This window comes from Aminobacter sp. GW821-FHT11F06, assembly GCF_058808215.1.
On the sequence record NZ_JBXARL010000003.1, the window covers coordinates 350,611 to 370,562 of the forward strand.

A 19,952-nucleotide genomic window follows, 5' to 3' on the forward strand; every position below is an offset into this window, starting at 1 on the left:
CAATGTGAACACACCGCCCAACATTCGCCCGGCTTGGCGGCACGCTTCTCCTGCCAGGCAGCTGTTGCCTCCCGTGCCGGTTGGGCCGAAAATAGCGAGTCGTTGCCGCCAGATAGCCCAGGGTGCTCATGAATAGAATCTACAAGTGGTTCGAAAGCTGGGTCTATCCATTTCGGGAGCCGGGCAATCTCCGGCCCCCGGCCACCGTCTGGGGGTTCCTGTGGCACTATGTCGGCCAGGCAAAATTCGCCTTTTTTGCCATGCTGGTCATCGGCGGCATCGCCCCGCTGGTTGAAGCGGGGCTTTTCTATTTTGTCGGGCGCCTCGTCGATATCCTTGACGGCCTGCCCACCGACCGCAGCTGGCAGGCGTTATGGGACGTCGCCGGGCCCGAAGTGCTGTTCATGGCGGTCGTGGTGCTGGTGATCCGTACCATCGTCGTTGGGCTCTCGGCACTTGTCGACGAGCAGACGATCACGCCGGGCTTTTATAACCTGGTGCGCTGGCAGGCCCACCGCCATGTCTCGCGCCAGTCCTACTCCTTCTTCCAGAACGATTTCGCCGGCCGCATCGCCACAAAAGTCTGGCAGGCGGGGCAGGCGACCGGCGACCTGATGGAAAGCTTCATCGAGGTCGTGTGGTTCATGCTGGTCTACACCATCACCACGCTTGCCGTGGTCGCGGGGCTCGACTGGCGGCTCGCCGGCCTCGTCGTCGTCTGGATCGTCGCCTTCGGGCTGCTTGCCAATCACTACCTGCCGTCGATCCGCAAGCATGCCGAGGCGACCGCCGAGGCCGGCTCGATGATCAACGGCCGCATCGTCGATTCCTATTCCAACGTGCAGACGCTGAAGCTGTTCGCCGCCGATGGCGATGACCGCTACATCCGCTCGGGCTTCGACATCTATCTCAATGCGCTGCGCCCGTTCACGCGGCGGCTGACCGGCGTGCGCCTGGCGCTGACGGCGCTGTCAGGCGTCATGATCACGGCGATCGCCTGGTATTCGATCCATCTGTGGATCGAAGGCGCGATCACGGTCGGCGCCGTCGCCTTCACGCTCAGCCTCGTTTTGCGCCTCAACATGCTGCTTGGCCGGCTGATGATGCAGCTCAACGGCATTCTCCGGAATCTCGGCGTGCTTGAAAATTCCAAGGCGCTGATCTCCCAGCCGCTCGGCCTGACCGACAGACCGGGGGCCACCGAACTGGTGGTCAAGGGCGGCGAAATTCATGTCGACAAGGTCGTCTTTCACTATGGCAAGGGCGGCGGCGTGCTCAACAACATCGATCTTGTCGTCAAGCCGGGCGAAAAGGTCGGCATCGTCGGCCCCTCCGGTGCCGGCAAGACCACGCTCGCCAATCTGATCCTGCGTCTCTACGACCTCGAAGGCGGACGCATCCTGATCGACGGCCAGGACGTTGCAAGCGTCACGCAGAATTCGCTGCGTGGCTCGATCGGCGTGGTCAGCCAGGACACCGCCCTGTTTCATCGCTCGCTGCGCGACAATATCCGGCTCGGCAAGCCCGACGCCACCGACGCCGAAGTCATCGCAGCCGCCCGCAAGGCCGAAGCGCATGAGTTCATCGGCACGCTTGCGGACAATCGCGGCCGCACCGGTTACGACGCCTTTGTCGGTGAGCGCGGCGTCAAGCTATCGGGCGGCCAGCGCCAGCGCGTGGCGATTGCGCGTGTCTTCCTCAAGGAAGCGCCGATCCTGATCCTCGACGAGGCGACCTCGGCGCTCGATTCCGACATCGAAGCCGCGATCCAGGAAAACCTGCATGCGCTGATGGCCGACAAGACCGTGCTGGCGATCGCGCACCGTCTGTCCACTATCGCCGCGCTCGACCGCCTGATCGTGCTCGACCAGGGCCGCATCGCCGAGCAGGGCACCCATGACGAGCTTCTGGCGCTTGACGGGCTTTATGCCCGGCTGTGGAAGCGCCAGTCCGGCGGCTTCCTGTTCCATGAAGACAGCGTGCTTGAAGAATCGAGGCCTGCGGAATGAGGGGGATGACTGCGCTTTGGCCAGCATCCGCGGCCGTGCCGTCGCGCTGATGCGACTCGGCTCGGCCTGAGCGCCACGCGGCTCTTTTCAGGCGCAAGAGCCAGCCGGTGCGTGGCACGATCCCCACCTCGGCAAGGAAAGGGCCTTTGGCTGTTCTCATGCCGCCCGCAAAGCCTTGCAAACCTGCGCTTTAGCCAGGGTTTTCCACCGCCTTGCGTCATCCCCGCGACAATCTGCCCATGTGCCTTGTCGCGTCTGGACAAAAAGAGCCTTCACGCATAAACCGAAGTCCAAATGCCGGAGGAATTCGCTAGCCTGGTTGCCATGCGCTGTCGGGCGTGCATCGTTGAGCGGGGACAATTGCTCAGCCTCCGGTTGGAATTGAGGCAAAAGGATCAGGTCCCGTGAGCGCAACCGATACGAGCGAGCCCAATCGCCGCGATTTTCTTTACGTCGCTACCGCCATGGCAGGTGCCGTTGGCGCCGGTGCTGTGGCCTGGCCCTTCATCGATCAGATGCGCCCGGACGCCTCGACGCTTGCGGCTTCCTCGATCGAGGTCGACGTCTCCTCGCTCACGCCCGGCATGTCGCTGACGGTCAAGTGGCGCGGCAAGCCGGTGTTCATCCGCAACCGCACCCCTGAAGAGATCAAGAAGGCGCAAGACGTGCCGCTTGCCGAGCTCAAGGATCCGGTTGCGCGCAACGCCAACATCGCTGCCGACGCCCAGGCGACCGACATCGATCGTACGGCCGGCAAGGACAAGGAAAACTGGCTGGTCATGGTCGGCGTCTGCACCCATCTGGGTTGCGTGCCGCTCGGTCAGCAGGGTGATTTCGGTGGCTGGTTCTGCCCGTGCCACGGCTCCCACTACGACACGGCGGGCCGTATCCGCAAAGGACCGGCGCCTGAAAACCTTCATATTCCGAATTTCCAGTTCATTTCCGACACGAAGCTTCGGATAGGCTGAGCAGGGGACATAATTCCATGAGCGGTGGACACTCGACCTATTCGCCCAAAACCGGCATTGGCCGCTGGATCGATGCGCGTATGCCGCTGCCGCGGCTGGTGCACGATTCATTCGTCTCCTACCCGGTTCCGCGTAATCTGAATTACGCCTACACCTTCGGCGGCATCCTTTCGATCATGCTGGTGGCACAGATCCTCACCGGCGTGGTTCTGGCGATGCACTACGCCAACGACACGACGCTGGCTTTCCAGTCCGTCGAAAAGATCATGCGCGACGTCAACTCCGGTTGGCTGCTCCGCTACATGCACTCCAACGGTGCGTCGTTCTTCTTCATCGCCGTCTACATCCACATCATGCGTGGTCTCTATTACGGCTCCTACAAGGCGCCGCGTGAGCTGCTTTGGATCCTGGGCTGCATCATCTATCTGCTGATGATGGCGACCGGCTTCATGGGCTACGTTCTGCCCTGGGGTCAGATGTCCTTCTGGGGCGCGACCGTCATCACCGGCTTCTTCACCGCCATACCGTTGGTCGGAACCTGGATCCAGGAACTGCTGCTTGGTGGCTTTGCCGTCGACAATCCGACGCTGAACCGCTTCTTTGCGCTGCACTACCTGCTGCCATTCATGATCGCCGGCGTCGTGGTCCTCCACGTCTGGGCGCTGCATGTCACCGGCCAGTCCAACCCGACCGGCATCGAAGTCAAGTCGAAGACCGACACCGTCGCCTTCACGCCCTATGCGACCATCAAGGATGGTTTCGCCATGGTCGTGTTCCTGGCCGTGTTCGCCTACTTCGTCTTCTACATCCCCAACTTCCTCGGCCATCCCGACAACTACATCATGGCCGACTCGCTGAAGACGCCGGCGCACATCGTTCCGGAATGGTACTACCTGCCGTTCTACGCGATCCTGCGCGCAATCACCTTCAACATCGGGCCGATCGACTCCAAGCTCGGTGGCGTGCTTGCCATGTTCGGTTCGATCGCGGTGCTGTTCGTCGTGCCGTGGCTCGACACCTCGAAGGTCCGTTCGGCTGTCTACCGTCCCTGGTACAAGCTGTTCTTCTGGATCTTCGTCATCAACGCGATCTTCCTGGGCTGGCTCGGCTCGCGCCCGGCTGAAGGCTCCTATGTGATCATGTCGCAGATCGCTACGCTCTACTACTTCGCATTCTTCCTGGTCATCATGCCGGTTCTCGGCCTGATCGAGACGCCGCGCCGCTTGCCCAACTCGATCACCGAAGCGGTGCTCGAGAAGAACAAGGGCGGCGCCGCTCATCCGGCTGGTGCAACCGCTGCACCCGAGACCCGCGGCTGAACCGAGAATCTGAGAGGGATTTTGGAATGAAAAAGATTCTCAACGGTCTGGCTGCCATCGGCTTCGTGCTCGCCGGCACCGCCGGCGTGGCGCTGGCTCAGGAAGCGCATAACGCGGCTGAGCCGACGCACTTCCCGATCCACAAGCCCAAGCAGATGGACTGGACCTTCGCCGGCCCATTCGGGACCTACGACAAGGGCCAGCTCCAGCGCGGCCTGAAGATCTACAAGGAAGTGTGCTCGGCCTGTCACTCGATGAACCTGGTGGCGTTCCGTACGCTTTCGGACCTCGGTTACTCCGAAGCGCAGGTCAAGGCCTTCGCCGCCGAGTACGAAGTGCAGGACGGCCCGAACGGCGATGGCGAGATGTTCACCCGCAAGGCTCTGCCTGGCGATCACTTCCCGTCGCCTTTCCCCAATTCGATTGCTGCGGCCGCCGCCAATAACGGTGCTGCTCCGCCCGATTTCTCGCTGATCGCCAAGGCGCGCGGCGTCGAGCGTGGTTTCCCGACCTTCGTGTTCGACATCTTCACCCAGTATGCGTCGAACGGTCCGGACTACATCCACGCGCTTCTGACCGGCTATGACGAGCAGCCGCCGGCCGGCATGGAAGTCGCCGAGGGCACGCACTACAACCCGTTCTTCATCGGCGGCAAGTCGCTGGCCATGGCCAAGCCGCTTTCCGACGGCCAGGTGACCTACGAAGACGGTTCGCCCGAGACGGTCGAGCAGTATTCGAGGGACGTCTCGGCGTTCCTGATGTGGGCTGCCGAGCCGCACCTCGAAGCGCGCAAGCAGACAGGTTTCGCCGTCATGATCTTCCTGGTGCTGTTTGCCGGCCTGGTCTACGCCACCAAGCGCAAGGTCTGGGCCAACGTCCCGCACTGATCGCTGTCAGCCGACTTAAAATCGAAGGGCGCTCACAAGGCGCCCTTTTCTTTTGCCGCCCAACCCGTCAAAACTGCCAGTGCAGAGTCAAAGCCACGGCGTCCGTTGCGCTTCCAGGAATGGTACGCTGCGCTGTAGGCAACGGAGCCCCCGCCGATGAACACCTCGCTTGAACAGACGCTGCTTGGCGCCATCAGGAACATTCCCGACTATCCCAGGCCCGGCGTGATGTTCCGCGACATCACCACGCTGCTCGGCAATGCCCGTGCCTTCCGCCGCACCATCGACGAGCTCGTCCATCCCTATGCCGGTGCCAAGATCGACCAGGTCGCCGGCATCGAGGCGCGCGGCTTCATCCTCGGCGGTGCCATCGCGCACCAGATGTCGGCCGGCTTCGTGCCAATCCGCAAGAAGGGCAAGCTGCCGCACGAGACCGTGCGCATCGCCTACAGCCTGGAATACGGCCTCGACGAGATGGAGATGCACAAGGACGCGATCGCCGTCGGCCAAAAGGTCATCCTCGTCGACGACCTGATCGCCACCGGCGGCACCGCCGAGGCCGCGGTCAAGCTCCTGCGCCAGCTCGGCGCCGACATCGTCGCCGCCTGCTTCATCGTCGATTTACCCGACCTTGGCGGCCGCAAGAAGCTCGAAGCACTCGGCGTCGACGTACGCACGCTGATCGCCTTCGAAGGCCACTGAGGGGCCTGTGAGGCCGTTGGGGCGGGGAGAGATTTTCCACTCTTCTGCGCCCCGGAAATCAGCTTCCGACCCGACTGCGACAGCCCCGCATGCTGAACCGCTACGAATTGCAGAGTCTTGGACTTCTTTTGCACACGCTAATATTCGCCGCCATTCGACATGTGTCGGCGAGTTGTCATCATCGCGTGATTGTGTGAGCTTTCTTGCGAGGGCTGAACCTATACAGGCCTCCCTCACGATGTTGACAGCTACGAGGGAAGAGCAATGAAAAGGGTACTGATCGCGGCAATATCCGGTTTCATCGCCATGTCGGCGCCAGCGCTCGCGCAAACCAATGCCGACATGGACAAGCGGCTCGACGAGACGATGGGCTCGCACAAGGACTATGCCGAGTTCTTTTCGAACCTCCAGAAAGCCGTTGCGTCCGACGATAAGGCTGCCGTCGCTGCGATGGTCAATTATCCGTTCGTCGCCAATGCCAAAACCGGGTCCGTTCAAATCAAGGATGCCAAGCATTTCATTGCCGATTACGACAAGCTCATCTCCGCGAAGGTGAAGGCGGCTGTCGCCAAGCAGACATATGCAACGCTCTTCGCCAACTGGCAGGGCGTGATGATCGGCGATGGCGAAATCTGGTTCCAAGGGATTGGCGACAAGCTGGAAGTGAAAATATTCGCCATCAACAATTGACTGCGGCCAGCAGCCGCAAATGGAGCTGTAATCCAGCAGCTGCTTGCGTCCGCTGGGCCACAGCGCGTCATAGCGAGATCATATTGCCCGATGGCGTAGAGAATTTCTCCACGCCATTTGCATTTTCTTTTTGATCTGCTCCGTCAGCTCATCGCGTAGATCAGGCTCAGGCGGCCGTTGGTGAGCTGCTCGACCTTCCTGAGTTCGAGCCCATGGCGGCGTTCCGTGGTGGCAAAAAGTGCTTTTCCTTCGCCAGCGATCAGCGGATAGACGATGAGCCGGAGTTCATCGACCAGCCTGGCATCGATGAGGCTGGCGGTGGTTCGAGCACCCCCGACGAGATAGATGTCCTTGCCGGGCTGCCGCTTGAGCGCCGCGATGTCATCGAGCGTGCGCACGACGCTCGTGTTCGGCCAAAGTGTCGAAGTCAGGGTGTTCGTCAGCACGTAGTGCGGGGTCTTTCTAACGAACCCGGCCCATTCGAGCTCGGCCGGAGTGGGTGCGGCACCGGTGATCCAGGCAGGACTGTCCGGCTCGTTCTGTATCGCCGTCCAATAGCTCTCGTAGCCAGGGTACATGCCGCCGCCAAGCAGGCAGGCATCGACTTGCGCCATGACGCCATAGTCGTCGGACCACGCCTCGATCCAGTCCGCCATGCCCTCCGGTCCCTCCATCTTGCCGTCGACAGAGATCTTCATTCCAGCAATCAGCTTGCGCATAACAATCTCCATGCCGTTGCGCCAGGCCGGTTATCGGCCCGCGCCAAGGGCGAGAAAGATGGAATTCATTCAACCGTGTGGTTTAATGTAGGCTTGTGCTTCAGATTAGTCAACCAAGTGGTTTAATTGTTTTCTGTCACCCCTTGTCAGCAACCACCGTGGATAGCCGACCCCGTTTCTCCACGCCCTCTCCACCTCCCGTATCATTCTCCTTGCGTTCTTCCACGGGACCCCGGTGCGCACCGGGCATCGGGGGGAAGCGCCGGTGCCGGGCTGGTGGGAGGTCGGTTCTCCTGCTGGGTGATGAGCCCCCAAGCCCGGGCCTTGCGGCGGCTGGCGGCGCGAGAGCGTTGAGGCGACTGAGCGGGGCAAGAACACCGGGCGGGACGCGAGGTTCGCGCCACATATTAAATTATCGGAAGGCACGGCCTCGCGCCCCGCTTCCCGAACTACCTCCTGCAAGGGAGCGTTCTTTGACAATGGCCAGGCGCGAAAGCGAGCGTGGCGATGGAAAGACACGCCAACGGCGAAGGCCGCGATCCTTCGCGCCCCCCTCTGGCCTGCCGGCCATCTCCCCTCAAGGGGGGAGATCACGCCTTCACCGCGACTTTCGCCAGCCTTCAACGCCGCCAAATGGCCGAGGCGCTGAAGCTGCTAATCTCCCCACCTGAGGGGGAGATGGCCGGCAGGCCAGAGGGGGGCAACGTAGAGCGCGATATGGGCGGTTCAGCGGAAATGGGGTGAGGGCGCGGCTCTCAGCCCACCTTCACCAGCACGGCACTGTCGAACTCGATGACCTTGTCGCCGGTGCTGTCAAAACCCTCGGAGTGGATGGTCATGATGCGCCAGCCGGGGCGCGAGGCGAGTGGCCGGTGATTGAGGCCGATGCGGGTGAAGGTCACCGTCTCGCTGGCATAGACCGGCTTCAGCCATTTCAGGTTCTTGAAGCCGGGCGAGGGGCCGAATTCCGGTTTCGGGCCAGGGCCCTCCCAGGGGCGACCGCGATGCGCCAGGTTGAGCTTCATCCAGGCCGCAGTGGTGTGCCAGCCCGAGGCGCAGAGACCGCCGAAGACGCTGGCCTTGGCGGCCTCCTCGTCGGTGTGGAAGGGCTGCGGATCGTATTTGCGGGCAAATTCCTTGATCGCCTCGGCCTCGAAGCGATAGCTGCCCAGCGTGGTGGTGACCCCGATGCCGAGATATTCGTCGAGCGTCATGCCGCTGCCTCGCGGGTGAGGAACATGCAGGTGTTGGCAAGTTCAAAGACAACCTCGCCTTTCTGGTTCACCAGTTCGGCGCGCCAGCTGACGAAACCGAGCGTCGGTTTCGAGCGCGACAGGCGCCTGGACAGGACGGTCAGCGTGCCGCTCAACGTGTCGCCGGCAAGCACCGGCCGCTTCCACTTGGCATAGTCGACGCCGGGCGCGCCTTGCGATGTCGAGTCGAGCAGGAAGGCATCGCACAGCATGCGCATGAACATCGAGCAGGTGTGCCAGCCCGACGCCGATAGCCCGCCCAGGGTGCTCGCCTTGCCGGCCTCCTCGTCGAGATGAAACGGCTGCGCGTCGAACTCCGAGGCGAATTCGACGATCTCTGCGGCGCTGACGATCTTGGTTCCGAGGTCGAGTACAACGCCCTCGCCAAAATCCTCATAGGCCCATTTCTTGGCACTCATAGGGGCGCTCATCGGAAATCCTGTTCAAGATTGTACGATCACCATGAACCGGCTGTGCGGCATTCGCAAGGCACGGTCAAGGACCCGCCATTGGCTCACAGCCAGCCGCGCCGGCGGAAATACCAATAGGGCAGGATCGCCGATACGACCATCATGCCGAGCGCGAAAGGATAGCCAAACAGCCATTTCAGCTCCGGCATCAATTCGAAATTCATGCCGTAGATCGAAGCCACCAGCGTCGGCGGCAGGAACACGACCGCCGCCACCGAGACGATCTTGATGATGCCGTTCTGCTCGATGTTGATCATGCCGAGCGTGGCATCGAGCAGGAAGGTGATTTTCTGCGACAGGAAATTGGCGTGGTCGGTGAGCGACAGCACGTCGCGCGACAAGGTCTTGACGTGTGCCTTGGCATCCTTGCCGTTCTTGCCCAGGCCAACGGCATTGGCAAGGAAGCCCGACAGGCGCTGCAGCGAGGTCAGGCTGTCGCGGATGTCGGAGGTCAAAGTCTCCTTGCGGCCGATATCCTTGAGCAGGCGCTGGAAGTCGCGGTCGCGCTTTGAGGCCTTGGTGGCGGTCGGGTTGAAGATGTCCTTGGAGATCGCCTCGACGCCGCGCGAGGCGCGCTCGAGAACGTCGGCGAGACGGTCGACGATCGCCTCGAGAAGCCCGATGAGGATGCTTTCGCCCGTGGTACAGCCGGTCGAGACCTTTTCGGCGCGCATCGGAAAGGTCGTGAAGGCGCGCGGCTCGTGATAGCGGATGGTGACCAGCAGGTTGCGGCGCAGAACGAAGGTCACAGGCGACATGACAGGATCGTCGCTGTCGGCCTGCGAGGGCAAGATCGCGGTCATGAAGAAGGCGCCGTCCTCGACATAAAGGCGCGACGAGATCTCGATCTCCTCCATCTCCTCGCGTGTCGGAACGCCAACGCCGAGCCATTGCTCGATCATCGCCTCCTCGTCCTTGGTCGGCGCGAACAGGTCGGCCCACACGATCCTGTCCTTGTCGGCCTCGATATTGTCCGCGAGCCGCAGACGTTCATTCTCCACGACGAATGCCTTGATCATCGGCCGGGTCTCCCATGCTGGAGGCGAGACTGCCCAACCGGGCACGCGCTCAGGATAACGTCAAAACAAAGCGCCGGCAGCCCGGCTCACAGGGCTCCGCGATAGGCTCGGGTGCAACAGGCGTCAAGCTGCCAGTCCGTAGGTGCGAGACATGACAGGACCATGACGTCGCAAACAAGGCCGCGGCCGGCTCAGAAGAACTCGTCGAGCAGCTGGTAGTAGGAGAGCTTCGCAGCTTCGGCCTCGGGCATGCCGTAAAGCGCGAGGAAGGGTGCCACCCACTCTTCGCCGAGATTGGTGTGGATGCTCCAGCAGACGATGCCCAAATCCTGATGGCGGTCGGCGACGCCGAGCCGGCTGCAATCGATGAAGCCCGAGAAGCGGTCGCCATCGGCGATGAAGTTCGGCATGGACGCATCGCCATGGGTTACCACCAGCTCTTCGCCAGCAGGCCGGCGCGCCAGAACCTGTTCGAACACCGTTTCGGCCGATTGGCCCAGCCACTCCTCGTCGAAGTCGTCCTCATCGACCTCGCCAGCCTCCATACGGGACTTTGCCAAAACGATCCGCGCCGCAAGCCTGTGGTCGAACGGGCAGGAGAAGACATCCAGCGCATGCAAGCTGCGCAGCGCCTCGGCGATGATGGCGATGGCCTTGTCTGGTGCGGTCTCCTGCGAAACCAGGTCCTGGCCAGCAAGCGCGCTCATCAGCAGCCAGTTGTGGCCGGCGTGGGTTTCGAAGGCGATCACTTCAGGGCAGGGGATGCCCTGGCTGCCCAGCCAGCGCAGCCGAACCACCTCGTCGGGCAGTTCGGCAAAGTCGCTGGTCTCTTCGGTCTTGAGAAACAGCGTCGGCTTGCCGGCGGCCGCAAGCTTGAACACGCCGGCATCCGAATGGCCGATGGTCTGGCGGTCCCAGTCGTAACCCGATAACGCAGCCCGCAGAGATCGCGGCAGATCGATCTCGAAAGAAGCGTGCTGCGTCATCAGGTCCTCAAGACCTCAGGTGTTGAACTTGAACAGCATGACGTCGCCGTCCTGGACGACATATTCCTTGCCTTCGTCGCGCGCCTTGCCGGCCTCCTTGGCCGGAACTTCGCCGCCGAGCGTGACGAAGTCGGTGTAGGCGATGGTCTGGGCGCGGATGAAGCCGCGTTCGAAGTCGGTGTGGATCACACCCGCCGCCTGCGGTGCCTTGGCGCCCTTGTGGACGGTCCAGGCGCGCGTCTCCTTGGGGCCGACGGTGAAGTAGGTGATCAGGTGCAAAAGCTCGTAGCCGGCGCGGATGAGCTTATCCAGGCCCGGCTCTTCCAGGCCGAGATCGGCAAGGAATTCCTGGGCTTCTTCGTCGGGCAGCTGGGCGACTTCGGCTTCGATTGCGGCCGAGATGACGACGACGCCGGCGCCCTGCGCCTCGGCCATCTTCTGCACTGCCTGCGTGTGCTCGTTGCCGGTCGCCGCATCGGCCTCGGCGACGTTGCAGACATAAAGCACAGGATGCGAGGTCAAAAGGTTCAGGCCCTGCAGGATCTCGAGGTCCTCGGCTGATATGCCGTTGAGCAGCAGGCGCGCCGGCTTGCCGTCCTGCAGCAGCGCAAGCGACTGCTCCATCATCGGCAGGACGGTGGTCGCCTCCTTGTCCTTGCTGGCCGCGCGCTTGCGGAACTGCACGATGCGGCGCTCGAGGCTTTCGAGGTCGGCGAGCATCAGCTCGGTCTCGACCGTCTCGGCGTCGGCGACCGGATCGATGCGGCCTTCGACATGGGTGATGTCGTCATCTTCGAAGCATCGCAGCACGTGCACGATGGCGTCGACCTCGCGGATGTTGGCGAGGAACTGGTTGCCCAGACCTTCGCCCTTCGAGGCGCCGCGCACCAGGCCGGCGATGTCGACGAAGGAGATGCGGGTCGGGATGATCTCCTTCGACTTGGCCGTCGCCGCCAGAAGTTTCAGGCGCGGGTCCGGAACTGCGACCTCACCGGTGTTCGGCTCGATGGTGCAGAAAGGATAGTTTGCCGCCTGCGCGGCTGCCGTGCGCGTCAGCGCGTTGAAAAGCGTCGATTTGCCTACGTTGGGCAGGCCAACGATGCCGCATTTGAAACCCATGGTGATTGGTCCTATCGGGAAATCTGAATTTGATCAGGGCTATGGGCGAAAGGATTAACGATCGTCAAGCCTTCGATGTCCTGCCCGTCCTGCAAATCCTCGGAAAGGAAGTATTTGCAGCCGAGTTCAAGGGCGCAAGCGAGCAGCAGGCAGTCCCACCAGGAGTAGAGTGTTTCTGCGCGGATCTTTCGAGCAGCGTGGACAGACGACATGGTAATTGGACTGCTCCCCAGAAATGAAAGCTCGTCAACTGCCGAAAACACCTCATCCTGTGTCAGGTCCCGCCGCTTTCGCAACATGACTTGGGTCACTTCGTTCAGGACCTGCAGGTTCGCGCAGGCGACACCGCGCCAAACCGTTTCACGGAGCCAGGCATTCGCTACATCGGCCTTGGCGGAGAGCGCGACATCACGCGCGTACAGCAAAACATTACTGTCGATGAATACCCTATCGCCTGGCATTGCGCTCTTCAGCGGTCGGCATGCGCCCATTTTCAGAGATTTGCAGCTTGGGTCCGTTCAGGAAACGTTCCAAGGCCTTCATTCGCCGCTCGCGCTCTTGATCGCGGCTTGCTTGCGTTGTGTCGCGCACGCTCTGTTGAACCAGGCTTGAAACATATCGCGAAATGCTCAGGCCTGCCTTCGCTGCCTCGATACGTGCCTTGCGTAGCAACTCTTCTTCCATCGAAATGGTCACGTTCTTCATGGCAAACCTCACGAAAACACGAACCTCGTGTTTTCGTATATAGCCCTTGAAGCTCAACCCTTCAAGAATCCGGCCGTCGCACGCGGTATTGCGCGTGTACCGCGCCATTGGCCAAGGGCTTGGCAAAGGCCAGATCGAGCCAGCGATCGGCCTGTTTGCCGCCGAATGCGGGGATGCCGGAGCCCAGGATCACCGGGATTGTTCCGATCTCGATGGTGTCGAGCAGGCCGGCGTCCATGAACTGACGGGCGAGGTCGCCGCCGCCGAACAGCCAGATGCGGCCATTGGCACCACGTGCCCGCAAGTTGGCGAGCATCTCGGCAGGCGTGCCGGCCATCGCCTCGGTGTTTTCGGGTAGATTGTCGAGCGGGCGCGACGTGGCGACGAGGCAGCGGTGCCTGGCGTAGGCCCATTCCGGTTCACGGCGAACAACATCATAAGTCGCGCGCCCCATGACGATACCGCTCAGCGAATCCATGAACGCGGAAAAATCGTAGTCGTCGTTAGCTGGAAAGTTGTCGAGCCAGTCGAAACTGCCGTCTTCGCGGGCAATGAAGCCGTCCAGCGACATCGCGAACATGTAGATGACGTCATCAACGCCTAAAGAAGCCATCGGAATCACTCCTTGTTGCCAAAGAGCCTTTTTAACATGGCTGTTGTCGCGCTTATGTCAGGAGGGTTTGCTGGCTGGCGCAAGGCGCGCATCTATCTGGGCCGCCTGCCGATGACAAAGCCGTTGCCAGCTCAATCCTTGTTGCCGAACAGTTTTTTCAGCATTGCGGCCATCGGCCCGGTTTCGGGAAGCTTGACCGGAGCCTGCGGCGCGCGGGCCTGCCTGATGTGGCTTTGAGCCTTCGGCGCTTGCGCCTTTGGTGCCTTGGGCGGCGGACGGTCATCGTCGGAAGTCGGCGCGAGCTTGTCGCGCAAGCCGACGATCACCTTGTTCATGAAGCCGTTGTCGTCGCCCTTGACCAGCAGATCAGCACTGTCGGCGAGCAGGTCGAGAAGAACGTCCAGCCATTCCTTGTCGGCCTTGGCGAAGTCGCCCAGCACGTGCCCGTGGACCATTTCCTTGACGCCGGGATGGCCGATGCCGATGCGCACGCGGCGATAGTTCCTGGCGATGTGCTGGTCGATCGAGCGGATGCCGTTATGGCCACCCGCGCCGCCGCCGATCTTGACCCGCACCTTGCCGGCGATCAGGTCGAGCTCGTCGTAAAAGACGGTCAGCGTCGAAGGTTCGAGCTTGTAGAAGCGCAAGGCTTCGCCGACCGACTGGCCGGACAGGTTCATGAAGGTATGCGGCTTGAGAAGGATGATCTTTTCGCCGCCGATATTGCCTTCGGCGAGCAGGCCCTTGAACTTTTTCGTCCAGGGCGAAAACGAATGGCGGCGGGCAATCGCGTCCGCCGCCATGTAGCCGACATTGTGCCGGTTGTTTGCGTATTGCGCACCCGGATTGCCGAGACCTGCAAAGAGCAGCATGTTCGGATCCTCCGGATATGCAGCCGATTATGCCTCGGGGGCAGCCTCGGTTGAAGCTTCTTCCGACTTCGAAGCCGAAGTGCCGGCGATCGTTGCGATGGTGAAATCGCGGTCGGAGATGACCGGCTTCACGCCCTTGGGCAGCTTGACGGCCGAGATGTGGATCGAATCGCCGATGTCAGTGCCGTCGAGATCAACGGTGATGAAATCCGGGATCGCATTGGCCGGGCAGTGGAACTCGACCTCGTGACGAACGATGTTGAGCGTGCCGCCGCGCTTGATACCGGGCGACTTTTCTTCGTTGATGAAGTGCACCGGAACCTGGACGTTGACTTCGGTGTTTGCGCCGACGCGCAGGAAGTCGACATGCATCGGGAAGTCACGGACCGGGTCAAGCTGGAAGTCCTTGGGCAGAACCTGGATCTTCTTGCCATCGACATCGATCGTGGCCACGGTGGTCAGGAAGCTGCCGCCATGGATCTTGTAGAAGATGTCCTTGTAGGACAGGGCGATCGCCAGGGGAGGCTGCTTGTCGCCGTAAATAACTGCAGGCACTTTACCGTTGCGGCGAACTTCACGGGCGGACCCCTTACCGACCTGTTCGCGTGCTTCGGCCTTGAGCTCGTATGTTTCGCTCATGGCATTTCCTTTCGGTTGTATGGAGCGCCTACGGCCGACTCGACGCCGCATCCGTAAACGTCGAAAGCCGCCGGGTGGGGCGGCCTTCCGCCGCGTTGCCTCCAAGGGTGTCTACGCGGGTGGCGGCTCTATATCGGAAGGTGGCTAAAAGTGCAACCGTCGGGGTTCTTTGGGCTGGCTCTTTCATGGTGCTGCCGTGGCCACTCGCGAAAACGCTGGCGTGCCTGTATCACGCCCGTTCGAAACGTTCACGGCGGCAATTTCATCGATGCAAGCATATCTCCAGCTCGACCTACCCACGGGCACCATCCTGGTCCTGGTCGTTGCCGCCTTCGTCGCCGGCTGCGCCCGCGGCTTCTCGGGGTTCGGTGGCGCGCTGATCTTCGTGCCGGTGGCAAGTTCGCTGGTCGGTGCCAAGCTTGCGGTGCCGCTGCTGCTGATCGTCGACCTGGTGCTGACCCCGGGGCTGATCCCGAATGCGTGGCGCAACGCCGACCGCGCCAATGTCGGCGTCATGGCGCTCGGGGCGGTGATCGGCGTGCCGGCCGGCACTTATCTGCTGACCCATGTCGACGGCGTGGTGATCCGCTGGGCCATCGTTGCCATCGTGGCTGCGCTGCTCGCCCTGCTGATGTCGGGTTGGCGCTACCACGGCCGCCCTCATGCCAGCCTGACTGCTGCCGTCGGCGCGACCTCGGGGCTGTTTTCGGGTGCTGCCCAGGTCGGTGGGCCACCTGTCGTCGCCTACTGGCTTGGTGGTGCGTTCCTGCCGCAGACGGTGCGTGCCAATATCGTGCTCTACTTCGCCATATCGAGCGTGCTGTCGATCGCAAGCTATCTGGTCGCCGGGCTGCTGACCTGGGAGACGGTGGGACTGTCGCTGACGATCGGGCCGACCTTCGCTGCGGGGCTGTTCATCGGTTCGCGGCTGTTCAGCCGCGCCAACGAGACCACGTTCCGCCGCATCTGCTACGGCCTGATCGCAACGGCGGCGATCATCGGCCTGCCCGTCCTGGACGGCGTTCTACGATGATCGGGGAAGGCGCTCAGCCCGACCTTCGTCGTTGAAGTTCGGGCCGCTTTCAACTAGAATTCACAAACCGGGGGCATGGTGGACTCCCCGTGAGGCGTGAGCCCAAGTTCCGCCTTCGCTAGCTATGCGGAGGAAAAACCATGCCTCGTATGATTTCGCCCCAACAATTGATCCCACTGATCGGCACCGATCGCTGCCCGTTGATCATCGACGTGCGCCGTGCCGACGTTTTTGCCGCGTCGCCGACCCGTATTGCAGGTGCGTTGTGGCGCGACCACATGAAGTCAGACGAATGGCTGCCGCAGCTGCCGTCTGGGCGCGAACTGGTCGTCTATTGCGCCCACGGCCACAATGTCAGCGAGATCGCCGTCATGCGTCTGACGGCCGCTGGCGCCGATGTATCGATGCTCGAAGGCGGCCTCGATGCCTGGATTGCAGCCGGCGGACTGCTGGTGACGCGAGAGGCGCCCGGTATCGAGTCTGGATTGCCTGCGCCAAGCGTCTGGGTGACGCGGTCGCGGCCAAAGATCGACCGCATCGCCTGTCCATGGCTGATCCGGCGCTTCATCGATCCGCTTGCGATCTTCCATTTCGTAACGGCTGAATGGGTCAAGGATGTCGCCGACGAGACCGGCGCCATCCCCTACGACATCAAGGATGTGCATTATTCGCATCGCGGCGAGCAATGCACCTTCGACACGCTGATAGCGGAGTTCGGCCTGACCGACCCGGCACTGCTTCATCTTGCGCGGATCGTGCGCGGCGCGGACACCGCGCGAATGGATCTGGAGCCGGAGGCGGCAGGGTTGCTTGCCATATCGTTGGGCTTGTCAGCCATCGAGGACGACGACCTCACGCAACTGGAAAAGGGCATGCCGATCTACGATGCGCTCTATGGCTGGTGCCGCTATGCGACGGCTGAAACCCACAATTGGCCGGCAAAGGCGATCTGAAATGGACATGACTTCAAGCGGGGCGGCTCGCCCGTCCTTTGCCGAGGCCGTGCGCGTCTTCGCCAAGATCGGTCTGTTGTCTTTCGGCGGGCCGGCCGGGCAGATCGCGTTGATGCACCGCATCCTCGTCGACGAGAAGCGCTGGCTCGACGAGCCGCGCTTCCTGCACGCGCTCAACTACTGCATGCTGTTGCCGGGTCCGGAGGCGATGCAGCTTGCGACCTATTCAGGCTGGCTGCTGCACGGCGTCAGGGGAGGGCTGGTCGCCGGGCTGCTGTTCGTGTTGCCCGGCGCTTTCGTCATCACCGCACTGTCTGCGATCTATCTGACGGTCGGCCATGTCACCTTGGTGCAGGGGTTGCTGTTCGGGCTCAAGGCTGCGGTGCTGGCCGTGGTGCTCGAAGCGCTGATCAAGGTGTCGAAGCGGGCGTTGAAGAACGGCTTGATGGTGGCGCTGGCGATCGCCGCCTTCATCGCCATCGCCTTTCTCAAGCTGCCGTTCCCGCTGATCATCGCGGCTGCGGCGGTCATCGGCGCGGTTCTTCACCTGGTTGGCGGCAATTCCAGCAAGGCGACGGCCGACACCGAGCCGGAAATTGCCTATGCCATGCCGGAATGGACGCAACCGAGCGCGCGGCGGTTCTTCTCCACGCTCGCTGTCTGGCTGGCGATCTGGTTCGTACCGCTGGTCGTCTTGTGGCAGTTGCTTGGGCCTGGCCACGTCTTCACATCGGAGGCGACCTTCTTTTCCAAGATGGCGGCGGTGACCTTCGGTGGCGCCTATGCCGTGCTCGCTTATGTCGCCCAGCAGGCAGTCGAGGTGCATGGCTGGCTGAAGCCTGACGAAATGCTGACTGGCCTCGGGCTCGCCGAAACGACACCGGGGCCGCTGATCCTGGTGCTGGTGTTTGTCGGGTTTCTCGGCGGCGCCCGGCTTTCGAGCTTTGCCCCGCTTGCGGGCGGTGTCGCGGGGGCCGTGGTGACGCTGTGGTTCACCTTCGTGCCGTGTTTCTTGTGGATCTTCGTCGGCGCGCCCTATGTCGAGACGGTGCGCAATGTGCGCTGGCTGGCGAGCGCGCTGTCGGCGGTGACGGCTGCCGTCGTCGGCATCATCGCCAATCTCGCCGTGTGGTTTGCGCTGCATGTGCTGTTTGGCAATGTCGGCGAGACGGCCTTCGGGCCGTTCGCGCTGCCGGTACTGGATTTCAGGAGCTTCGACGTGGCTGCGGCAATCATCGCGGTTGCGGCAGGCGTGGCGCTGATCCGCTACCACGCCAACATGATCGTCGTGCTCGCCATCTCGGCATTGGCCGGGATGGCTTGGCAATTAGCGCTGTAGGATCAGTCGAACAGGCTCGACACCGACTCTTCGGTGGCGGTGCGCGAGATCGCTTCGCCGATCAGGTCGGCGATCGAGACGACGCGGATGTTGTGGGCGTCCATCACCGCCTGGGTCGGCTGGATCGAGTCGGTGATGACAAGTTCCTGCAGTGCCGAACCGCTGATGCGGGCGGCAGCGCCGCCTGAAAGCACGCCATGCGTGATGTAGGCGGTGACGCTGGTGGCACCCTTGGCGAGCAGCGCGTCGGCTGCGTTGCACAGCGTACCGCCAGAATCGACGATGTCGTCGATGAGCAGGCAGTCCTTGCCATGCACCTCGCCGATGACGTTCATCACCTCGGATTCACCTGGGCGTTCGCGGCGCTTGTCGACAATGGCGAGCTGGGCATCGATGCGCTTGGCAAGCGCGCGGGCACGTACCACGCCGCCGACGTCGGGCGAAACCACCATGACGTTGTTAAGCTGCTTGTACTTGGCCTTGACGTCGCGGGCCATGACCGGGATCGAAAACAGATTGTCGGTCGGGATATCGAAGAAGCCCTGGATCTGGCCGGCATGCAGGTCGAGCGTCAAAACGCGGTTGGCGCCGGCGCGGGCGATCATGTTGGCGACGAGCTTGGCCGAGATCGGCGTGCGGCCCGAAGCGCGGCGATCCTGCCGGGCGTAGCCGAAATAAGGAATGACCGCCGTGATGCGTCGTGCCGACGAACGCATGAAGGCGTCGATCATGATGAGCAGTTCCATCAGGTGATCGTTGGTCGGGAAGGCGGTCGACTGGAGAATGAAGACATCCTCGCCGCGCACGTTCTCCTGGATCTCGACAAAGATCTCCTGGTCAGCGAAGCGCCTGACGCTTGCCTTGCCCAGCGGAATGTTGAGATAGCGAGCGACAGCTTCTGCTAGCACCCGGTTGGAATTGCCCGCGAAGAGTTTCATACGCCGATCCTGGAAATGAATATGAGCGGGCTTTTAGCGGCCTTGAGCCGTATTGCAAGCGGACTCGCCGCTGAATCCCAAAAAAGCGACATCGTGGCGCGGAATGTCGCGGCTTAGCCCGGTTTCGCCGCCAGCCAGTCGGCCAGCTGATCGATGGTGCTGTCGGCTATCGACTGCATGGTCGCGGGCGCCACCGTGGGCCAGCCGTCGCCGCTGCCGCTCGATGCCGCCGTCTTCTGGCCATTGATGCGGTGCAGCCTTGTGCCGGCCGGATCGTAGACGTCCCAGACGTAAACGACCGTCGTGTCCTTGCCTTCGGTCATGGCCGAGAAATAGCCGCGCATGATGATGCCGGGCGGCGTCGTGTCGGTGCTGCCGGCCAGCGTGATGCCGCGGGTGCGCGCCCGTATGCCGAGCTGCTGGGTCAGCGGCGTTGCTGCCTCGACCGGAGTGCCGACGATAGGCGCGAACTGGACGCGCGTCTTGGTGTTGACGGCTGCCGTCTGCGCCGGAACAGCCGTGGCGGCAGCGGACGCGGCACTCGTCACGGGTGGTGCAGCGAGGTCGGTGCCTTCGATCTTGGCGAGTGCGTTCGACTGTTCCGTCGGTGCCACAGCCGAGGGCTCGAGCACGTCCTTGGAGCTGTTGCAGGCCGAAAGGGCGAGCACGCACAGGCCTGCCGCGGCCAAAAACCAACGTTTCATATGCCCGAACTCCAT

At 62.3% G+C, this 19,952-nt stretch carries 22 protein-coding genes; 9 read left to right on the top strand and 13 right to left on the bottom strand.

The annotated features are described in order from the left end of the window. Positions 1-128 precede the first annotated feature (128 nt). The 6 genes from AC1RTB_RS09575 (at position 129) to AC1RTB_RS09600 (ending at position 6,575) form a co-directional block, all read left to right on the top strand. Entirely contained in the window at positions 129-2,009 is a 1,881-nt protein-coding gene (locus tag AC1RTB_RS09575) for an ABC transporter ATP-binding protein (RefSeq protein ID WP_492877606.1), read from the top strand. 404 nt (positions 2,010-2,413) lie between these two features. Beyond that, positions 2,414-2,977 carry a ubiquinol-cytochrome c reductase iron-sulfur subunit gene (gene petA / locus AC1RTB_RS09580; protein ID WP_492877604.1) on the top strand — a complete coding sequence of 188 codons (564 nt, stop codon included), beginning with the start codon at positions 2,414-2,416 and terminating at the stop codon, positions 2,975-2,977. 17 nt (positions 2,978-2,994) lie between these two features. Beyond that, on the top strand, positions 2,995-4,296 hold the full coding sequence (locus AC1RTB_RS09585) for a cytochrome b (protein ID WP_492877602.1): 1,302 nt from the start codon (positions 2,995-2,997) through the stop codon (positions 4,294-4,296). A 26-nt stretch (positions 4,297-4,322) separates the two neighbouring features. Further along, positions 4,323-5,183, top strand: coding sequence for a cytochrome c1 (locus AC1RTB_RS09590; protein ID WP_476783446.1), 861 nt, complete (start codon positions 4,323-4,325; stop codon positions 5,181-5,183). 156 nt (positions 5,184-5,339) lie between these two features. Then, positions 5,340-5,885, top strand: coding sequence for an adenine phosphoribosyltransferase (locus AC1RTB_RS09595; RefSeq protein WP_492877600.1), 546 nt, complete (start codon positions 5,340-5,342; stop codon positions 5,883-5,885). Between the two features lie 264 nt (positions 5,886-6,149). Beyond that, positions 6,150-6,575: a hypothetical protein gene (locus tag AC1RTB_RS09600; protein ID WP_492877598.1), complete on the top strand. Its 426-nt coding sequence runs from the start codon at positions 6,150-6,152 to the stop codon at positions 6,573-6,575. Between the two features lie 143 nt (positions 6,576-6,718). Here the strand turns inward: AC1RTB_RS09600 and AC1RTB_RS09605 are convergent, their stop codons facing one another. The 11 genes from AC1RTB_RS09605 to AC1RTB_RS09655 all read right to left on the bottom strand — a co-directional run bounded on the left by AC1RTB_RS09605 (position 6,719) and on the right by AC1RTB_RS09655 (position 14,970). Then, positions 6,719-7,294, bottom strand: a complete 576-nt coding sequence (locus AC1RTB_RS09605) for a dihydrofolate reductase family protein (protein WP_492877597.1) — start codon at positions 7,292-7,294, stop codon at positions 6,719-6,721. A 755-nt stretch (positions 7,295-8,049) separates the two neighbouring features. Next, positions 8,050-8,508 carry a MaoC family dehydratase gene (locus AC1RTB_RS09610; protein ID WP_492877596.1) on the bottom strand — a complete coding sequence of 153 codons (459 nt, stop codon included), beginning with the start codon at positions 8,506-8,508 and terminating at the stop codon, positions 8,050-8,052. Next, entirely contained in the window at positions 8,505-8,966 is a 462-nt protein-coding gene (locus tag AC1RTB_RS09615; RefSeq protein ID WP_492878176.1) for a MaoC family dehydratase, read from the bottom strand. The genes AC1RTB_RS09610 and AC1RTB_RS09615 overlap by 4 nt, the downstream gene beginning before the upstream one ends. A gap of 95 nt (positions 8,967-9,061) precedes the next feature. Then, a complete protein-coding gene (gene corA, locus AC1RTB_RS09620; protein WP_492877594.1) occupies positions 9,062-10,036 on the bottom strand; it encodes a magnesium/cobalt transporter CorA in 975 nt (324 codons plus the stop codon). A 191-nt stretch (positions 10,037-10,227) separates the two neighbouring features. Then, entirely contained in the window at positions 10,228-11,022 is a 795-nt protein-coding gene (locus tag AC1RTB_RS09625) for an APH(3')-II family aminoglycoside O-phosphotransferase (protein ID WP_492877592.1), read from the bottom strand. Between the two features lie 15 nt (positions 11,023-11,037). Continuing rightward, positions 11,038-12,141: a redox-regulated ATPase YchF gene (gene ychF, locus AC1RTB_RS09630; protein WP_492877590.1), complete on the bottom strand. Its 1,104-nt coding sequence runs from the start codon at positions 12,139-12,141 to the stop codon at positions 11,038-11,040. An 11-nt stretch (positions 12,142-12,152) separates the two neighbouring features. Further along, positions 12,153-12,602, bottom strand: a complete 450-nt coding sequence (locus AC1RTB_RS09635) for a PIN domain-containing protein (RefSeq protein ID WP_492877588.1) — start codon at positions 12,600-12,602, stop codon at positions 12,153-12,155. Continuing rightward, positions 12,589-12,846 (bottom strand): type II toxin-antitoxin system CcdA family antitoxin, encoded by a 258-nt coding sequence (locus tag AC1RTB_RS09640; RefSeq protein WP_492877586.1) that lies wholly within the window; start codon positions 12,844-12,846, stop codon positions 12,589-12,591. Before AC1RTB_RS09640 ends, AC1RTB_RS09635 begins: the two co-directional genes overlap by 14 nt. Positions 12,847-12,907: 61 nt before the next feature. Further along, positions 12,908-13,459 (bottom strand): dihydrofolate reductase family protein, encoded by a 552-nt coding sequence (locus AC1RTB_RS09645; RefSeq protein WP_492877584.1) that lies wholly within the window; start codon positions 13,457-13,459, stop codon positions 12,908-12,910. Between the two features lie 131 nt (positions 13,460-13,590). After that, on the bottom strand, positions 13,591-14,331 hold the full coding sequence (pth, locus tag AC1RTB_RS09650; protein ID WP_492877582.1) for an aminoacyl-tRNA hydrolase: 741 nt from the start codon (positions 14,329-14,331) through the stop codon (positions 13,591-13,593). 27 nt (positions 14,332-14,358) lie between these two features. After that, a complete protein-coding gene (locus tag AC1RTB_RS09655; protein ID WP_492877580.1) occupies positions 14,359-14,970 on the bottom strand; it encodes a 50S ribosomal protein L25/general stress protein Ctc in 612 nt (203 codons plus the stop codon). Between the two features lie 268 nt (positions 14,971-15,238). Between AC1RTB_RS09655 and AC1RTB_RS09660 the strand changes: the two genes are divergently transcribed. The 3 genes from AC1RTB_RS09660 to chrA all read left to right on the top strand — a co-directional run bounded on the left by AC1RTB_RS09660 (position 15,239) and on the right by chrA (position 18,295). Next, positions 15,239-16,003 carry a sulfite exporter TauE/SafE family protein gene (locus AC1RTB_RS09660; RefSeq protein WP_492877578.1) on the top strand — a complete coding sequence of 255 codons (765 nt, stop codon included), beginning with the start codon at positions 15,239-15,241 and terminating at the stop codon, positions 16,001-16,003. Between the two features lie 149 nt (positions 16,004-16,152). Then, the gene (locus AC1RTB_RS09665; protein ID WP_492878175.1) at positions 16,153-16,956 is read left to right on the top strand and encodes a chromate resistance protein ChrB domain-containing protein; all 804 of its coding nucleotides are present in this window, start codon (positions 16,153-16,155) and stop codon (positions 16,954-16,956) included. Between the two features lies 1 nt (position 16,957). Then, positions 16,958-18,295 (top strand): chromate efflux transporter, encoded by a 1,338-nt coding sequence (gene chrA, locus AC1RTB_RS09670; RefSeq protein ID WP_492877577.1) that lies wholly within the window; start codon positions 16,958-16,960, stop codon positions 18,293-18,295. A gap of 2 nt (positions 18,296-18,297) precedes the next feature. Here the strand turns inward: chrA and AC1RTB_RS09675 are convergent, their stop codons facing one another. Together AC1RTB_RS09675 and AC1RTB_RS09680 are read right to left on the bottom strand one after the other, a co-directional pair. Further along, the gene (locus AC1RTB_RS09675; protein WP_492877576.1) at positions 18,298-19,233 is read right to left on the bottom strand and encodes a ribose-phosphate pyrophosphokinase; all 936 of its coding nucleotides are present in this window, start codon (positions 19,231-19,233) and stop codon (positions 18,298-18,300) included. Positions 19,234-19,346: 113 nt separating this feature from the next. Further along, a complete protein-coding gene (locus AC1RTB_RS09680; protein ID WP_492877574.1) occupies positions 19,347-19,937 on the bottom strand; it encodes a hypothetical protein in 591 nt (196 codons plus the stop codon). Positions 19,938-19,952 lie beyond the last annotated feature (15 nt).

Coding starts and splice junctions, on each gene's coding strand:
- AC1RTB_RS09575 (WP_492877606.1), top strand. CDS start 129: ATGAATAGAATCTACAAGTGGTTCGAAAGCTGGGTCTATCCATTTCGG.
- AC1RTB_RS09600 (WP_492877598.1), top strand. CDS start 6,150: ATGAAAAGGGTACTGATCGCGGCAATATCCGGTTTCATCGCCATGTCG.
- corA (WP_492877594.1), bottom strand. CDS start 10,036: ATGATCAAGGCATTCGTCGTGGAGAATGAACGTCTGCGGCTCGCGGAC.
- AC1RTB_RS09680 (WP_492877574.1), bottom strand. CDS start 19,937: ATGAAACGTTGGTTTTTGGCCGCGGCAGGCCTGTGCGTGCTCGCCCTT.
- AC1RTB_RS09585 (WP_492877602.1), top strand. CDS start 2,995: ATGAGCGGTGGACACTCGACCTATTCGCCCAAAACCGGCATTGGCCGC.
- AC1RTB_RS09590 (WP_476783446.1), top strand. CDS start 4,323: ATGAAAAAGATTCTCAACGGTCTGGCTGCCATCGGCTTCGTGCTCGCC.
- ychF (WP_492877590.1), bottom strand. CDS start 12,141: ATGGGTTTCAAATGCGGCATCGTTGGCCTGCCCAACGTAGGCAAATCG.
- chrA (WP_492877577.1), top strand. CDS start 16,958: ATGGACATGACTTCAAGCGGGGCGGCTCGCCCGTCCTTTGCCGAGGCC.
- AC1RTB_RS09675 (WP_492877576.1), bottom strand. CDS start 19,233: ATGAAACTCTTCGCGGGCAATTCCAACCGGGTGCTAGCAGAAGCTGTC.
- AC1RTB_RS09660 (WP_492877578.1), top strand. CDS start 15,239: ATGCAAGCATATCTCCAGCTCGACCTACCCACGGGCACCATCCTGGTC.
- AC1RTB_RS09640 (WP_492877586.1), bottom strand. CDS start 12,846: ATGAAGAACGTGACCATTTCGATGGAAGAAGAGTTGCTACGCAAGGCA.
- AC1RTB_RS09655 (WP_492877580.1), bottom strand. CDS start 14,970: ATGAGCGAAACATACGAGCTCAAGGCCGAAGCACGCGAACAGGTCGGT.
- AC1RTB_RS09635 (WP_492877588.1), bottom strand. CDS start 12,602: ATGCCAGGCGATAGGGTATTCATCGACAGTAATGTTTTGCTGTACGCG.
- AC1RTB_RS09595 (WP_492877600.1), top strand. CDS start 5,340: ATGAACACCTCGCTTGAACAGACGCTGCTTGGCGCCATCAGGAACATT.
- AC1RTB_RS09665 (WP_492878175.1), top strand. CDS start 16,153: ATGATTTCGCCCCAACAATTGATCCCACTGATCGGCACCGATCGCTGC.
- AC1RTB_RS09645 (WP_492877584.1), bottom strand. CDS start 13,459: ATGGCTTCTTTAGGCGTTGATGACGTCATCTACATGTTCGCGATGTCG.
- AC1RTB_RS09605 (WP_492877597.1), bottom strand. CDS start 7,294: ATGCGCAAGCTGATTGCTGGAATGAAGATCTCTGTCGACGGCAAGATG.
- pth (WP_492877582.1), bottom strand. CDS start 14,331: ATGCTGCTCTTTGCAGGTCTCGGCAATCCGGGTGCGCAATACGCAAAC.
- AC1RTB_RS09625 (WP_492877592.1), bottom strand. CDS start 11,022: ATGACGCAGCACGCTTCTTTCGAGATCGATCTGCCGCGATCTCTGCGG.
- AC1RTB_RS09615 (WP_492878176.1), bottom strand. CDS start 8,966: ATGAGTGCCAAGAAATGGGCCTATGAGGATTTTGGCGAGGGCGTTGTA.
- AC1RTB_RS09610 (WP_492877596.1), bottom strand. CDS start 8,508: ATGACGCTCGACGAATATCTCGGCATCGGGGTCACCACCACGCTGGGC.